The organism is Palleniella muris (assembly GCF_004792655.1).
Classification (GTDB): Bacteria; Bacteroidota; Bacteroidia; order Bacteroidales; family Bacteroidaceae; genus Prevotella; species Prevotella muris_A.
Window position 1 is genome coordinate 44,231 of the sequence record NZ_SRZC01000010.1, and the last position, 14,369, is coordinate 58,599.

Here is a 14,369-nt window from a genome sequence, read left to right on the forward strand (position 1 = left end):
AGTCACTTATCCAATTAAAGTTTTTTCGGTGTATATATTGCGTCCCACCATGAGCTGTCGTTCTTCAGCCAGCGGTCAAACCATGCCACCATGGAGTTAATCCACTTTGTGCGCTTCTCAGGATTCATGATGCCGTGGTTCTCGCCCTCCACCTGGATGAAGGCGGTAGGAGTGCCAAGGAGCTTCAAGGCGGTGTACATCTGTATGGACTCGCCGATAGGCACGTTGGTGTCTGCCGTGCCATGTGTGAAGAGCAGAGGCTTCTTTATCTTGTCCGCGTTGTAGAGAGGTGAGCGGTCGACATACAAATCCTTGCGTGTCCATGGGTAGCTGTTTGCCGCGCTGACTTCACTGTAGGAGTATCCCCAGTAGCCTTCGCCCCAATAGGATGTGTGGTCGGATATGCCGGCGTGGGAGATTCCGCAAGCGAACGGGTTGTCCATGGTGAGCATGTACTGTGTCATGAAACCGCCGTAGGATGCCGAAACACATCCGATATGGTCGGCATCTGCCTGTGGCACATCTTTCACAAACTGCCTTGTGGCATCGATAATGTCCTGTGCTGGTCCTTCACCCATGGTGTTCACATGGCGCGCAGCCCACTCCTGACCGAAGCCGGTGGCTCCGGAAGGGTTGACAGTCAGTGTGATGTAGCCCAATGCATTCCAGTAGTGGGCAGGGTAGTGGGAGCCTCCACCGAAACGTCTTGATGTCGGTGAGCATCCTCCGTAGTAGTGCACGATGACCGGATATTTCTTGTTCGCATCGAAATCCGCCGGCAGGAAATAGAATCCTGTTACGTCATATCCGCGCTTGGAGGTGAACTTCCACGGCTTGACTGTGCCGAGTTTCACGTTGGCATAGAACTCTTTGTTAGGGTCGCAGACAAGTGCAGGCTTCTTTGCTCCTTTGCTTTGGACGGCATAGACACGGTAAGGGACATCGGCGGATGAGCCGTGCACGATGATGTTTCCTGTCTTTTGGGCTATGTCAAAGCCGTTGAGCACCTCCAAAGGCTGTGGGATGAGCATGGATTTTCCGCTTTTCAGGTCCATGCGGTAGAGCAGTACGGAGTCCGCACGCTCGGCAGTGTAGTAGAGTATATTGTCGGTGTGCGAGTACAGCATGGACTCAATGCTTGTGTTGTCGTCGGCTGTCAGCGGGCGGACGGTCTTTGTCTTGTTGTCAAGGAGATAGAGATGATAGTCGAACATGCTTGGCGTCATGCCCTCAGGCACACGGTTTCCGATGCCGTTGAACGCCTCCGGAGTGGCTTTTGCAATAAAAGTGTCGTTGTCTTTTGCAAAGATTATGCCGCCGAGGAAGCCTTCCTCTCGGATGATTGTGTCTGTGGCAAGTGTCTGGGTGTTCACCCTCAGTATGGTGGTGCGTGTCGTAGGGCGGTACTGCAGGGAGTCTGTATAGACACCGAGGAGCAGGTACTTGCCATCCTTGGATATGTCTGTGACGGAGCAGTTCTTATAGCCGTAGGTCAAAGGCTGGCAGAATCCGCTCTTGATGTCGTAGATTGACAGTGCATAGCGGTTTCTCCAGTTCGGCTGACGGTCCTCCATGGTAAGAATTTCGTACACACCCTCTTCTTTCTTCGGTCCTTTTTTCTCGGAATAGAGTATGAGGAAATCCTCTGTCGGCGCAATCTCGAAGCCGCTTTCCGGCAGGTTCTCGACAAGGATGTCGCGTGTTCCGGTTGCAGGATTGACAGTGATTAACTGCTTCTTTCCGCCAATCTCCTCTGTGAAATAGTATTTTTCGGACAATGGCATCCAACCGTCCGCCTTACCGACGAAGACATTCTTGCCGGTCATGAGGTCACAAAGTTCTGTGCGGTACTGCACTTTGTTCTGCTCATCGTACCATGAATAGTTCACCAAAGCCCATTTCCCTGAGGGCGAGAGCTTGGCATCGCGAGTCACACGTGTGCCGAGATTGTGCGCCATTCCGAACGCAACCTTCTCCGAATTGCTGCATACGGTGAGAGGAAATGCCGCCTCTTCCTTGCCTTCTTTTGCTGCATTCTTAAGGCAGATGTCTATTGATGTGCTGTCAGCGATGAATTTCACTGCCACCTTATGCTCTCCCGGAGCGAGTGATACAGTACCGTCGGCAGCCGAACCGTCACAGAACACCTTGCTCTGCTTGGCACCTTTTATCTCAATGCTTGCCTTTGCATAGGCGGAAGCGTTGACGGTGAATGATGCAAGGTTAAGTGTCCCTTTCTCCAGATTCCATGATGCAAGGTTTTTTTCCTGCATCTTGTCAGCAGCGTTGACGGACAGAGGAGTCTCGATTAGCTTGTCTTCAGAATATTTCTCCTGTGCCACTGAAGTGCTGTCGATGATTATCGGCTGCTTCAGTGTGAACGGTCCTGCCAGTCGTGCCCGGTTTACCGGAATGCTGTCATTTGCGGCAAAGGACGCCAATGCCGTAAGAAAGGTTATGGAAGAAGTAAGAATGAATTTTTTCATTGTGTCGTTATGCTGTTGTTGTTATGGGTAGTGTGAACGTTTTTTACAGAAGTTCAGGCAGTTGGAAGAGTTTCTGCGAGTTGCTGCCCTTGATGAGTATGTATTTGTCCTGTGGCATGTTTTCCGCAATTTTCTCCTTTACTTCCTCAACATTATTGAACTGTCGGAACGGATGCGCTGTCTTTTTAAACTCCTCGCCGACAAGCCATACATCGTCAAGGTCGATGGATTTCAGTGTCTCGACTATCTTGCAATGCTCCTCATGCGACACTTCGCCAAGCTCGCCCATGCTTCCGAGAATTGCCATTTTGTGAGGAACACCCATGTTTCTGAAATTCTCCAGTGCCGCAGCCATGGATGTCGGGTTGGCGTTGTATGCATCGACAACAAGCCGGTTGTGGTCTGTGACGGTAAGTTGTGAGCGGTTGTTTGACGGAGTGTATGCTGTCAAGGCGTGGCAAATCTGCTCTTCGTTTATGCCGAAAGCCAGACCTATCGTTGCTGCCGCCAGCATATTGTAGATGTTGTAGTCACCGATAAGTTTGCTTTCCACAAGGTTCCTTGCGCCATTGCCCTTGCCCCACTTGAATGTCAGATACGGTGCGCACTCCACAACCTCACCGTAGACAGCGAGGTCGTCAGCCTTCTCCGTGCCATATTTGATGAGTGTCAGTCCGTCGGCTATGTTTTTGAGATGCTCATTCTCATTGTGTATGAACACTGTGGCATGGTTCGGACGGAGGAAATCATACAGTTCCCCTTTTGTCTTGATAACCCCCTCGAAGCTGCCGAAGCCACCAAGGTGGGCGCGTCCCACATTTGTGATTATTCCACAGTCAGGTTCAACGATGTTGACAAGAGTCTTTATCTCTCCCGGGTGGTTCGCTCCCATTTCTATTACTGCTATTTCATGTTCTTTTGTGAGGCGCAGCAAGGTCTTGGGCACACCGATATGGTTGTTGAAGTTTCCGAGAGTGTACAGCACATTGTATTTCTCCGCAAGCACGGCGGCGATAAGTTCCTTCGTCGTTGTCTTTCCGTTTGTCCCCGTAACGCCAATGATTTTTGTGCCGAGAGCCTTGCGGTGGTGGTTGGCAAGTTGCTGCAAGGTTGTCAGAACGTCGTCAACGAGAATCAGGCGAGTGCCATCTGCCGGCACGCCCTCTGCCATTTCGTCTATCACGGCATAAGAGCAACCGTTCTCAAGAGCCTGCATGGCAAACTCATTGCCGTTGAATGACGCACCTTTCAGTGCGAAGAAGATGCTGCCTTTTGGACAGTCGCGAGTGTCGGTGGTGACAACAGGGTGCTCAAGAAATATGCTGTAAAGCTCGGAAATATCCATGTTGCTGTATTCTTTTTATGTTGTTTTGTTTCTAAATTGTTGATTCTTTTTTCACGAATTGTAATACGCTTAAGCTAATTTAAACCGGCATAGTGTCATCTCCACAGCGGTTCTGATTCCCAATCATTGGGAAAACCGTATTTGTCCAGTTGGACAGAAGGGTATTTTGCAGACAGCTCTTTTATCGCCTCTGTGAATTTGTGCCGTGGATTCACTGCCTTACACAAATATGCTATGACACAGACAGCAGCGTATGGCTTTTTCTTTTGCAGTTCAGATAGTGGGACATTAAGCCATGTGCTGCGTTTCCCTTTTGGTTCAGAAACCTTTTTGCCAAAACTTCTGTTCCAAAGACGTGAGTGGTGTGCTACGATATTTCGCAGCAGAGAGGTCACTTCTATCCAGTTTGAAAAATCTTTGGAAGAATAGAGTCCAAAGTCGTTGGCTATTGCCGACCGTTGAGGCAGCTGGCTTTTCAAGTTCTTGTACATCTTGGACAATGTGCCGAATGTAGCCACTTCGATAATAAGCCAAGCATCAGGATTGTCACCTTCAAATGATTTGTGGTCCCAGTCTGTGTGTTCAGTGATATAGTTCTTAGCGAAAGGCTCTGTACTTCTGTTAAACTCACGCTTTAGCTCAAGAACAAAATCGGAATGTCTCTGTTTGTCCTCAAATAAAGAAGAATCCAGATACCATAGCCCATTTCTTGCTGTTTGTGACATGCGGTTGATGATTTTTGCTCTGAATGCGACCTCTATTGTCTCTATTGCATCGAAGAGTATTGTCCTAAAATTGTGATCGAAAGAATATCTGTCCTTTACTATTTGAAACGAGGTCGCCTTATGAAAAATGCCACCAGAGCCCTCGTCTGTTAGATCTCTCCAATAATACTTTAGTCGGGAATAGCTTATACGGGAAAGAATATCCATAGCAGTTCCCATATCAGGAAACTCCATGCCTTTACCTTGCAGGTATGTTATATGTTCGTTTATAGAACGAGGTTTCTGGTTCATAATAAAAAAGTGACCCGCCAGCAGTTCTATGGGATGCTAACGGGTTCTGTTATCATTGACTCGGTAGATACCGATAATCATCATTTTCTATGTTGCAAAGATATAAATAGTTTTTTAATGATGCAAAGAAAACTATTTTTTAATGTGTTTTTTAATGCAATTTAACTGTTTGGCGTGCTCTTCAATGGTCATCGCTTCATATATCTTCACGCACTCTACAGCCTCGCGGACATCATGGACACGGAGGATAGCCGCACCGCGTTCCAAGGCGAGAGTGTTAACTACGGACGTTCCGTTGAGGGCTTCTTGTGGCGAAGTGCCAAGCAACTGCCATATCATTCGCTTGCGTGAGATGCCCACAAGCAGTGGCATGCCGAGGTCGAGCAGTTCATTCTGCCTTGCGAGCAGACAGTAATTGTCCTGCACATCCTTACCGAAGCCGTAGCCTGGGTCAAGGATGATGTCCCCAACGCCCTTCTCCTGCAACAAGGCGGTTTTGTTTCGGAAAGCGGAAAGTGTCTTTTCCAATGTCGGTTGCACAGACATCAGGATGTACGGGATGTCCTTCATCCAGCCAAGGTCTGCCTTAAGGAACTCCTCTGCCTCTCCGACATCATTGATTATGTCCACCCCAAATTCCTCGACAGCCATCTTTGCCACCTCCGGACGGAATGTGTCGACAGAGATGATGGCGTCAGGCTGCTCACGTTTCACTATCGGCAGGGCAAGGCGCAGGCGTCGCATCTCCTCTTCCGGAGTGACATTGCCGCTTCCCGGGCGTGTCGACATCCCTCCGACATCAATCATTGTCGCGCCCTGAGCGATGATTTCATTGGCACGCAAGGCTATCTCCTCCTCTGTCTGCTTGCGTGAGCCGGCATAGAAAGAGTCCGGGGTGCAGTTGAGAATGCCCATCACTTCCGGGCGTGAGATGACATGCTGCCGTCCTTTTATTGTCAGTTTGTAGTCCATGGTTGCTAATTGATTGGGTGGTGTGCTGTTGTTGTGTGTCCATTGTTCCGTGGCGTAATTGGTTTTGCTCCACAGCGTTATGGAAGGCAATATCCGGATAAAGTTTCTGCAAAATTACCAAAAAATAGTATAAAATACAAGGTATTTGGAAAAATATTATTATTTTTGCAGAATAAAATTAACGGTTTCTGATTATTTGAATCTGACGAGTTGCAAGAAGAAGCAACTATCGAGAAAAACTCGGTAGTTCAACAAGAAGAGCAAACTTTCTCGATCAAAACATTGAATAATATAAAAATGACCACAGTGTGGTACACTCCACATTTTACAGAGGCACAGTAACAGTGCTGTATATATTACTATGTTCATAGAAATTTCGCCCAAGGACATTGTCGACATCATCCTTGTCGCATCCTTGCTGTACTATATTTTCCGCCTGATGCGTGAGTCCCGCTCACTGAACATCTTCATCGGCATCATGGTCTTCATCCTCGTATGGCTTTTTGTGAGCCAGATACTGGAGATGCGACTCCTTGGCAGCATCCTCGACAAACTCGTCTCTGTCGGTGTGCTTGCCATAATAGTCTTGTTCCAGGAGGAGATACGCAAGTTCCTTTATTCCCTCGGTGCCCACCAGCGTTTCGGTGCTTTCATGAAACTGTTTGTCAACAAGCATGCGTCAGACACTCCCGACATGAGCACCATAATGCCTATTGTCATGGCGTGCATGAACATGGCGCGCCAGAAAGTCGGTGCGCTCATAGTCATCGAGCGAGGAGTCTCCCTTGATGATATTGTGGCGACAGGCGACACCATAGACTCCAACATCAACCAGCGCCTTATAGAGAACATTTTTTTTAAGAACTCCCCTCTGCACGACGGTGCCATGGTCATCCGCAAGCGCCGTATATGCGCTGCGGGATGTATCCTCCCTGTCGCCCATGACCAGAACATCCCGAAGGAACTGGGGCTGCGCCACCGCGCCGCTTTGGGCATATCGCAGGACTCTGATGCCATTGCCATAGTATGCTCCGAAGAGTCAGGGCGCATCTCTGTGGCGATAAAGGGAGAGTTCCGCCTTCGCCTTTCCGCCGAGAAGCTGGAGGCTATTCTTACAGAGGAACTGCTTGTCAGGAAATAGGCGGTCTGCCGCAGAGAGAACAAAAAGTTTGTTGTTTAGGACAAAATGAGCAAAAGAAAATACAGAATACGTTGGGACAGAGTGTTCCTTCTCATTGTGTGCCCGGTGGTGGTGCTATGCCTTGCCGGCACTTGTGTTTACCATGTAGCGGTGGGTGTGTCATCACTCCTATCCGGAAAAGAGACGGAGAATGAGGACACTGTTGCCGTCAGGAAAGTCACTCCGGAAATGATGCTTGCCGACAAGGCCATGGCAAACCGCATTGACAGTTTCATGCACCAACCGATGCGCCTGAAACCGGAAGACATTGCGGTGAGCATCTATGACGTGACAACAGGCAGCTATGTCTACGGGCATAATGACAGAAAGCTGCTCCCTCCGGCATCATGCCTGAAGATTCCTACCGCTGTGGCAGCGATAAAACTCCTTGGTCTGAACCACCGCTACTATGAGTCGCTGCTCGTACGCGGTGAGATTCGGCGCGACACACTTGTCGGAACACTGCTCCTGCGTGCCGATGCCGACCCTGTGCTTGAGGATTTCAGCGGACTTGTAAGGCAGATGCGCAACCGTGGGATACGCCACATTCGCGGCAACGTGATGGTCACTCTCGAACTGGAGGACACGCTGAAACAGCATCCTACGGCAAAGAAATGGGACATACCGTACAACAAGACTCCGCTCTTGCTGAAGGGAAAGCCTTATGTCACGCGACGCCTTATCCAAACATTGCGTGCCGAAGGCGTGACCTTCAAACGCGATGCCACCGTCCGCCCGAAAGGAAAATACCATTATGCGGCATCGTCCTCCCATCCGATGCGTGCCGCTCTCATCCCTATGCTTACAAACAGCTCCAATATAAGGGCGGAGGCTATCTTCTACCACCTTGACTATAAGGCGGGGCTTCGCCCTAAACGCATGATAGAGTGGAAGTCTCCTCATGCCGTGGAGACATTCCTGAGAAAGGAGTTTCGTGATGACAGTACGCATGTGATGAAAGGGTTTGTGATAAACGACGGCAGCGGTCTGTCGCCTGCAAACCGTCTGGACGCGCGGTTTCTTGTGGATGTTCTGAAATATGCGCGTGACGACAGGCAGATGTATGAGTTCTTCCGTGATGAGGCTTTCGCCACGCCATGCGAAGGAGCGCGCTGCGGTTCCTTGCAGTCAAGGTTCTCACGTCCGGACTTGCGAGGCAGGATTTTCGTGAAGACCGGTACTATTGTCACTATCGGAGCTTCATCCTTGGCAGGCTATCTGCATGGTGCTGACGGACATGAGTATATCTTTTCTATAATAAATGTCAATTCCCCTGTGGCAGAGGGACGCCTGTTTCAGGATCGCCTGTGCCGCCTTATGATGACAGGGAAGACAAGGTAGGATTAGCCATATAATATTTTATAATATAAAAAAGGTGGTACGTGAATGTGCCACCTTTTTCTCATTGTATAAAATCTCCATTTTAGCCTCAAACGAGAAGCTGTACAATCCGTGTTCTTTAGAAATACTGATTATAATGAGGATGATGATATAATTCGGTATGCAGATTTTCATCATACTCTATTTCAATCTTATTCTCACGAGCCAACCAGCCAATAGCGGCATTCAAGTCTCTGTTGGACAGATTGCTACGTTGTTTTAACGTGGCATAATCCAATGACCGGCAATTGTCTAAAATGCGCCAGACGACACCGGCGTTCATTCCAATTTTGTTTGGTATCATAAAATTCGTTTTTAGTTATAATTAAATGTCATTCCAATTTTCCTATAGCTTTCAGGTATTCCACTTGGTGTATTTTATATTGTGCTTTGGCTTCTATAATATTGCTTTGTGCCTGTTGCCATGTTGATTGGGCTTCAAGCAAATCCGTGAGAGTGCATAGTCCATTGCTGTATCGACTGGTCATGACACGCAGGTTCTCATCTGCTTGTCTTTGTCCGGTTGTTGCTGTATGCACCAGTGTGTAACTGTCATTCACGTTTTGTATGGCTTGATGACTTTCAAGAGTCATGAGTTTTATGTTTTTCTGAAAATCCAGTTGGGCGTTATTCAAGTCAAGTTTTGCCTTTTTTACCTTCTTCTGATTTTCACCCCAATGGAACAATGGAACACTGACGGAGAGAAACACACTCCAATTCCCGTCTTTAATTTCGTGTTTGAATGGTAAATATCCACCTTGTCCGTCGGGCATCGCTCCATTCAAATCAATTCCACCGTGATACATATAGGACGCAGACAACCCCACTTTTGGCAGAAGTTCGGATCGTGCTATTTTTATTTGTTGTTCGTATGCTCTTATCTGATTCTCCAACAAATGATATTCAGGACGTTGTTCAATACCTTCATTCTGTGTGGCAGGTGGTGTGATTGTAATGATTGTGTCAGAGGGTACAATTTCCGTATCAAAAGAGCAGCCTATCACATTGCACAAAGCCAATCGACAAAGGTTTGCACCGCTTTTTGCCGATTGCAGTTGATAACTGATTTCACTACGTTTTGCCTCTATACGTAGCAATTCGGCTTCCGTACACATTCCTGCTTCAAGTCCGATATGAATTTGAGCGTAAAGAGAGTCCATTAATGACTGATAAGCATAGAGCATATTCACCTTACTGCGTACCGCAATCAGTGTCCAATAGCTCTTTTCCGCTTCTGCAATCACTTCCGCACGGGTTTTGCGGAGTGATTCTTTTGCGCAATCACGCCCGATTTTAGCCAAACGGTTTGCAGCGATGATTTTTCCACCCATAAACACGGGTTGTGTAAGGTTAATCCCTGCCATATATACACCTTGCATCTCAAGTTTCATCCCCATTATGTCAAGACCATGAGTGAGAGTCCCGCCAAGAGCCATACCATCTAACTTTGGCAGATAATTGGTAAACGCAATGGCTTTGTCAAGTTCTGATTGCAAATAATCGTTATTGGCTTTTTTTATATATTCGTTTCCGGCAAGAGCCAGTTCCCGACATTGTTCAACGGAAAGTGCCAGTGGTTGTTGTCCCCAAGCTGCTTGGGATAAAAGCAACATGGCTATGATTATTATATGATGTATCTGTTTCATATTATGAGATTATTTTAGTTTTCTGAACATTCACCGGATATATTAATACGGAATAATGCCGCATAGAATACCGGAAGAAGCACAAGGGTAATCAACGTGCCCATTGCAAGCCCACCCATTACAGTAATTGCCAAAGAACCGTACATTGGATCAGGGATTAGAGGAATCATACCCACAATTGTAGTCAGTGAAGCCATAGTGACCGGTCGCACACGAGAAACCGTAGCTTGTATAACAGCCCTGTACGGGGTGAGGTGTTCCTCTTTTTGCAGGCGGCCAATCTCGTCCACCAGCACGATTGCATTCTTCACCATCATACCCATCAGTCCCATTGTTCCGACCAATGCCATAAAAGTAAATGCTTGGTGAAAGGCTATCAACGAAGGCACTATGCCACATAGAACGAAAGGAAAACAAAGAAGGATTAGTATAACTTTGCGCCAATCGTTGAACAGTAAAAGCAATACCATCAGTATAAGAAACAATGTAATGGGAACATATTTCATTAATCTGCTGATAGTTTCGTTTTTAAGGTCACTTTCGCCTATCCAGCGGCGATAATAACCCGAAGGTAATGGAATGGCATCAATTTCCTCCTTTACCGAAGCCATGAGCTTGGCGGGAGTGGCATCCTCCATATCATAATTCGGTTCACATTCCGCTTCAATGGCTCGCTGCCCGTTCATACGCATCACTACATTTTCGTCCCATGACAGATGTATCCCATCAGTCACGCTACTTAAGGGAACACTTTTGAATATATCGTCCTCTATTTCTGAAGCTCTCTTTTTCCCGCTTATAAGACTCTTGATGTCATTATCTGTCACATGCAAATTTGCCATACTCCAGACAGGAATATCGTTGAGCTTATCCATTCGGCTACCATCGTTATTGCGTACATTCAACGTTATAAGCACCGTCCTTTCCTGGTCGTTCAAAGCTCCGACTGTAAGCCCATCGGTTGCAGCCATCAGAGCGTTTGCCACATCTCCGCGTTCAATGCCCGAACGCAATGCCGCCGTGCGGTTATAGTCTGCGACTAATGTTTTTCCGGTAGGTTTCCAGTTGTTTTGTACCGAACGGATGTCAACATAAGGACTACGCCGCATGATGTCTTCCGCCTTTTTGCTTAGTTCACGCAATACAGCCGGGTCGGGTCCGGAAAACTCCACTTCCACGCTATGCGTCGTTCCGATGCAAAGATTGTACTTGCGTATATGGATATATACATCGGGATATTGCTGACGCAATAGTTCACGTACCACCGGGATTTGCTTCATCACGGTGGCATAATCCTTGCAATCCACCATTAACTCGCCATAACAATCACCACCTATGGTCATGGGGCGTACAAGACAGTAATGTGCCGGAGCACTGCCCATACTGGCTGCAACACGGTCTATGTCCTTGTTTTCTTTCAATAGCCGGCTCATATCCAATAAACCCTCACGCACATTATCAGGGTTAGTCTGTGCCGGAAAGTAACATTCAACGATAAACTGATTGTAGTCAAAATCGGGGAAAAATACATTTTTCACTTTAGTCATGCCAAATCCACAGATAGCCAACACAAATACAGACACGGCAATCGTTGTCTTTCTGTATTTAATCAGCGATGCGATGGTGCGTTTTACAAAACGGTGTATCGGCGAGTTCATAATGCTTTGGGCATTGCCGTTCATATCCTTTTCCCGTGCAGGCAACCATGATTTTGCACACATGGGTACTTGAACCAATGCCAATATCCAACTGGCTATTAAGCTGACTCCCAATACGACAAAAAGGTCGTGGGCATATTCGCCAACAGAACCTTGGGTAAGATAGACACAAAGGAAAGTGGACACTGCTATGATAGTTGCTCCGAGAAGCGGAAGCGCAGTATGTCGTCCAATGCGATATAGGTATGTCTTGGGACCTAAGCCACGTTTCTTGTCTATCAAGATACCGTCCATAATGACAATTGCATTATCTACCAGCATACCCATCGCAACAATGAAAGCACCGAGAGAGATTCTTTGCAGTGTAGTGCCTCCAACCAATAATATAGGAAACGACACAGCTATTGTAAGCACCAGTCCGAAGCCGATAATAGCCCCACTACGAAATCCCATCGTGAATATAAGCACAAGAATTACCACCGCAACGGATTCCAACAGATTTATCATAAATGAACTGATAGCTGTGTTCACCTTGTCAGGCTGAAAGAAAATCTTTTCAGTCTGCATTCCGGCAGGCATTGTTTTTACAATCTCGTCCAGTCGGGCATCCACCTCTTTTCCTACATCAGGCACTATCACATCGTTCTCCATAGTCAGACAAATGGCTATGGCAGGTTTCCCGTCTACGAAAAAGCCGTTTTTCTGTGGTTCTGCGTATGTCCGTTCAACCTCTGCCACATCTCCCAATTTTACTTGTGTGCCTTGAATGGTGCGGATGTAAAGGTTGCGTATGTCATCTTCGTCTTTCAATGCGTTTGAAACATAAATCAGCAAACGTTCATCATCATTTCCAAACGCTCCAGCATTTACCGTTTTGCCCGCATTTTGCAAGGCAAGCATGATTTGCGTTGGCAATATGCCGTTTCTTGTTATCTTGTCCTTGGATATGGTTATATTGATGACTTCATCGCGGTTTCCCACGATATTTATGCGCTTTACACCTTTTATTCCCAGTAATTCGCGTCTGATTTTTCGCGCATATTTATTTAGTTCAGGGTAGGTGTATCCATCACCGGTAAGTGCATAGAATATGCCATAGACATCCATCATTTCGTCTATTACAATGGGAGGATAACAGCCTTGTGGCAATCGAGGTCGCACATCATTCATTTTTCTGCGAAGCAAATCAAAATATTGCTCCAAGTCGTCAAGTGAAACTTCCATATCAAACAGTATGGTCACAGTAAGCATACCGTCATGGCATTCGCTGCAGAGTTTATTCACATCTGGCAATGCTCGAAGTTCGTCTTCGATTGGCTGTGCCACTTTAAGTTCCACTTCGTGTGCGCTCGCTCCGGGATATGCAACCGCCACCATTGCTTGCTTCATGGTTACCACAGGGTCTTCCATTTTGGGCATTTGCATGAACGACAGTATGCCACCTGCAAGTATGCTTGCCACCAACGACCAGAACAATACCGGGCGTTTGATAAAATATTCGGTCACTTTCATCAGAGTAGCCCTCCTACGTTGGTTTTTGACGGCTGTTCAAGCACAGTAACTTTTTCTCCTTCGCTCAATGCGTTCACTCCGGCTCTCACCACTTGCTCATCGCCGTTCAAACCCGATGTGACAATCAGCTTTCCTTGATTATCCATGCCGTTTAGTTTGATTTCCTTTTTGGTAACTGTGCTATCGGCATTCATTACCCACACATACGACTTTTCTTGTTCCCGAAAAACGGCTCTCATGGGCAACGTGAATGCTTTTTCTGCCGCTTCACTATCCTTTGTTTCCACATCCACAGATACGTTCATTCCGGCAGTTACAACTTTTGCCGCATCTGCATCCGTAAAAGCAAGACGCATCTTGTAAAGCTGGGTTCCGTCCGATTGTGGGATTACACTCAATAGTTTCATCTCCGGGGTATATTTTGTGTCGCCAGAAAAATGGCATACTATGCGTTTTATATGGTCACGTTGTTTATAAAGCGCAAAAGGCACGTTTAATTCCACTTCCAGACCGTTCAGGTCAAGAAGTGTTATGACCGGAGTACCAACATTTACCATTTCTCCCTGACTGAAGTTCACACTTTTCACATAGCCATTGACCGGAGCGTAAAGTCGTGTATAATCCAATTTATTCTGGTTTGCCTGAAGTTGCACTTTGAGTTGTTGCAAACCACTGATAGCTTTGTCATAGTCATTATCCGACAAACTTTTAGCGTTATGTAATTTTTCCAACCGTTCCGTTTCTTTCTTCATCTGTTCGTATTGTACTTTTGCAGATTCCACTCCGAGTTTGTAATCAGCATCGTCAAGCATGGCTATAAGCTGACCTTGATGGACATACTGACCTTCTTTCACAACTACCCGCACTAATTCTCCGGGAGTCTTGAATCCTAAAGCTATTTCGTGCGCTTCTTGTACCACACCGGAGTAACTGTTGCTGCTGTGTGCCCCTATAGCTGCCGGAGATGTCAACATAACACAGGGCAGTGGTTGCTTTTCTGCCTTATCACTGCAACTCGCTATGATGCCCGTGAGGACGAGCGATAAAACTAACTGTTTCATGTCTTTGTGTTTGTTTTTGTTAATTATCTTTATTTTTCACGCTGCAAAGGTCGATAATTTATTTCATAAAGTGCTGTCCTTGTCGGAGAGGAAAATGTCCTTTTGGTCGGATG

10 protein-coding genes are annotated in these 14,369 nt (G+C 46.9%); 2 read left to right on the forward strand and 8 right to left on the reverse strand.

Annotation, left to right across the window (positions count from 1 at the left end):
- Positions 1–14 precede the first annotated feature (14 nt).
- From E5358_RS07210 to folP, 4 genes are all read right to left on the reverse strand, one after another.
- Complete coding sequence (locus E5358_RS07210) at positions 15–2,486, reverse strand: alpha/beta hydrolase family protein (protein WP_135939560.1); 2,472 nt, start codon at positions 2,484–2,486, stop codon at positions 15–17.
- Between the two features lie 43 nt (positions 2,487–2,529).
- Positions 2,530–3,831, reverse strand: coding sequence for a UDP-N-acetylmuramoyl-tripeptide--D-alanyl-D-alanine ligase (locus tag E5358_RS07215; protein ID WP_135939561.1), 1,302 nt, complete (start codon positions 3,829–3,831; stop codon positions 2,530–2,532).
- Positions 3,832–3,926: 95 nt separating this feature from the next.
- Positions 3,927–4,847 (reverse strand): Abi family protein, encoded by a 921-nt coding sequence (locus tag E5358_RS07220; protein ID WP_277821204.1) that lies wholly within the window; start codon positions 4,845–4,847, stop codon positions 3,927–3,929.
- 132 nt (positions 4,848–4,979) lie between these two features.
- Positions 4,980–5,819, reverse strand: a complete 840-nt coding sequence (gene folP / locus E5358_RS07225; protein WP_135939562.1) for a dihydropteroate synthase — start codon at positions 5,817–5,819, stop codon at positions 4,980–4,982.
- 361 nt (positions 5,820–6,180) lie between these two features.
- On the opposite strand from folP, the gene cdaA reads away from it, so the two are divergent.
- Together cdaA and E5358_RS07235 are read left to right on the forward strand one after the other, a co-directional pair.
- Entirely contained in the window at positions 6,181–6,960 is a 780-nt protein-coding gene (cdaA, locus tag E5358_RS07230) for a diadenylate cyclase CdaA (RefSeq protein ID WP_135939563.1), read from the forward strand.
- Positions 6,961–7,005: 45 nt separating this feature from the next.
- Positions 7,006–8,340: a D-alanyl-D-alanine carboxypeptidase/D-alanyl-D-alanine-endopeptidase gene (locus E5358_RS07235; protein WP_135939564.1), complete on the forward strand. Its 1,335-nt coding sequence runs from the start codon at positions 7,006–7,008 to the stop codon at positions 8,338–8,340.
- Positions 8,341–8,458: 118 nt separating this feature from the next.
- Here E5358_RS07235 and E5358_RS07240 read toward each other — a convergent pair whose 3' ends face one another.
- The 4 genes from E5358_RS07240 to E5358_RS07255 are packed head-to-tail and all read right to left on the reverse strand — an operon-like array spanning position 8,459 to position 14,256.
- Complete coding sequence (locus E5358_RS07240) at positions 8,459–8,683, reverse strand: winged helix-turn-helix domain-containing protein (RefSeq protein WP_135939565.1); 225 nt, start codon at positions 8,681–8,683, stop codon at positions 8,459–8,461.
- Positions 8,684–8,711: 28 nt separating this feature from the next.
- Entirely contained in the window at positions 8,712–10,025 is a 1,314-nt protein-coding gene (locus E5358_RS07245; protein WP_135939566.1) for a TolC family protein, read from the reverse strand.
- 14 nt (positions 10,026–10,039) lie between these two features.
- The gene (locus tag E5358_RS07250; protein WP_135939567.1) at positions 10,040–13,195 is read right to left on the reverse strand and encodes an efflux RND transporter permease subunit; all 3,156 of its coding nucleotides are present in this window, start codon (positions 13,193–13,195) and stop codon (positions 10,040–10,042) included.
- Positions 13,195–14,256 (reverse strand): efflux RND transporter periplasmic adaptor subunit, encoded by a 1,062-nt coding sequence (locus tag E5358_RS07255; RefSeq protein ID WP_277821205.1) that lies wholly within the window; start codon positions 14,254–14,256, stop codon positions 13,195–13,197. The genes E5358_RS07250 and E5358_RS07255 overlap by 1 nt, the downstream gene beginning before the upstream one ends.
- Positions 14,257–14,369 lie beyond the last annotated feature (113 nt).

Excerpts from the sequence above, each read along its gene's own strand:
- E5358_RS07210 (WP_135939560.1), bottom strand. The coding sequence starts at position 2,486 with ATGAAAAAATTCATTCTTACTTCTTCCATAACCTTTCTTACGGCATTG.
- E5358_RS07215 (WP_135939561.1), bottom strand. The coding sequence starts at position 3,831 with ATGGATATTTCCGAGCTTTACAGCATATTTCTTGAGCACCCTGTTGTC.
- E5358_RS07220 (WP_277821204.1), bottom strand. The coding sequence starts at position 4,847 with ATGAACCAGAAACCTCGTTCTATAAACGAACATATAACATACCTGCAA.
- folP (WP_135939562.1), bottom strand. The coding sequence starts at position 5,819 with ATGGACTACAAACTGACAATAAAAGGACGGCAGCATGTCATCTCACGC.
- cdaA (WP_135939563.1), top strand. The coding sequence starts at position 6,181 with ATGTTCATAGAAATTTCGCCCAAGGACATTGTCGACATCATCCTTGTC.
- E5358_RS07235 (WP_135939564.1), top strand. The coding sequence starts at position 7,006 with ATGAGCAAAAGAAAATACAGAATACGTTGGGACAGAGTGTTCCTTCTC.
- E5358_RS07240 (WP_135939565.1), bottom strand. The coding sequence starts at position 8,683 with ATGATACCAAACAAAATTGGAATGAACGCCGGTGTCGTCTGGCGCATT.
- E5358_RS07245 (WP_135939566.1), bottom strand. The coding sequence starts at position 10,025 with ATGAAACAGATACATCATATAATAATCATAGCCATGTTGCTTTTATCC.
- E5358_RS07250 (WP_135939567.1), bottom strand. The coding sequence starts at position 13,195 with ATGAAAGTGACCGAATATTTTATCAAACGCCCGGTATTGTTCTGGTCG.
- E5358_RS07255 (WP_277821205.1), bottom strand. The coding sequence starts at position 14,256 with ATGAAACAGTTAGTTTTATCGCTCGTCCTCACGGGCATCATAGCGAGT.